1 pseudogene is annotated in these 1,383 nt (G+C 54.2%); it reads right to left on the bottom strand.

From position 1 onward, the window contains the following. A pseudogene (locus CO671_RS33050) lies at nucleotides 1–1,293 on the bottom strand (hypothetical protein); the annotation flags it as partial. Nucleotides 1,294–1,383 lie beyond the last annotated feature (90 nt).

Genomic DNA, 1,383 nt, shown 5'->3' with positions numbered 1-1,383 from the left:
CGTCTGGATATGCTGGTCGCCCAGCCATTCGATATGGTCGAGCGACAATCCGCTGCGGCCTTCGATCGACGGATCAACCTGCTGCAGCGGCGAAGTTGATCTGAACTCGGCACGTGAATCCGAACGGCCGTCCAGACCGGCCGGTTCGCGGCCACTTGCCGGCTCAGGGGACAACCCCGACGCTGCGTTCGCCTCAACGACTTGCTGGTACTGCCGAAGCCGCTTGAAAGAGATAGTGTGTTTTCCCATGTCTTCGGTGAAGTCTTGGTAATCTTTTTTCAACGACCATTGCTGCTGATCACTGCCGTTGAGCCGGCTCGCTATGCTCTCCCTACCCCTGGTTTGCAGCCAATCACCAAACTTTCGCTGATTGCTGACCAGCTTCGAGACGACTATCCTCTGCGAAGTCGAGTCCGATCCGAGCTTGCTCAGCTCTTCGTTGGCGAAGCTATCAATCATGAGGGCGTCGTCGGGATAAGGATTATGCTGTTTCAACTGCGACTCAGCGCCTAGATACTGCCGCAGCCGATCGAGACTCACGTTTATTCTTTTTCCTTCAGCCTTGGTAAAGGCCCTCAAATCGTCCTTTAACGACCGTTGCTGCTGATCACTGCCAGTCAGGCGACTGGCTATGCTCCCCCGACCCTTCTTTCGGAGCCAATCACTAAACCTCCGTTTATTGCTGGCCAGATTCAAAACGCTTTTCCGCTTGGAACTCGAGTCCGATCCGAGCTTGCTCAGCTCTTCCTTGGTGAAGCTATCAATCATGAGGGCGTCGTCGGGATAAGGATTATGCTGTTTCAACTGGGACTCGGCGCCTAGATACTGCCGCAGCCGATCTAAACTCACGACCACTTTTTTTCCTTCCTCCTTGGTAAAGGCCCTAAAATCCTCCTGCAACGACCGTTGCTGCTCATCAGTACCCGTGAGTCGGCTGACTATGCTCTCCCTGCCCTCCCTTTTGAGCCAAGCGCTAAATTTTCGTTGGTTACTGGCATTTTTCCGGGAAGTCGCGGCCGGTCGGAGCTTACTCCGCTCTTCGTTGGCCAAGGCATCAATAATGAGGGCGTCGTCGGGATGGGGATCATGCTGTTTCAACTGCGACTCAGCGCCTAGATACTGCCGCAGCCGATCGAAACTCACGCTTATTCTTTTTCCTTCAGCGTTGGTAAAGTTACTGTAATCGTCCTTTAACGACTGTTGCTGCTGATCACTGCCAGTCAGGCGACTGGCGATGCTCTCCCTGCCCTCCCTTTGGAGCCAATCGCTAAACCTCCGTTGATTGCTGGCCATATTCCAGACAACATTCCTCTTGGAAGTCGAGACCGGTCGGAGCTTACTCCGCTCTTCGTTGGCCAAGGCATCAATAATGAGGGCGTCGTC

The sequence above is a fragment of the Rhizobium sp. M10 genome (assembly GCF_002531955.1).
Taxonomy (GTDB): domain Bacteria; phylum Pseudomonadota; class Alphaproteobacteria; order Rhizobiales; family Rhizobiaceae; genus Rhizobium; species Rhizobium etli_C.
Note: the sequence above shows the minus strand (reverse complement) of the source record. Positions and strands in the feature narration are given on the sequence as shown.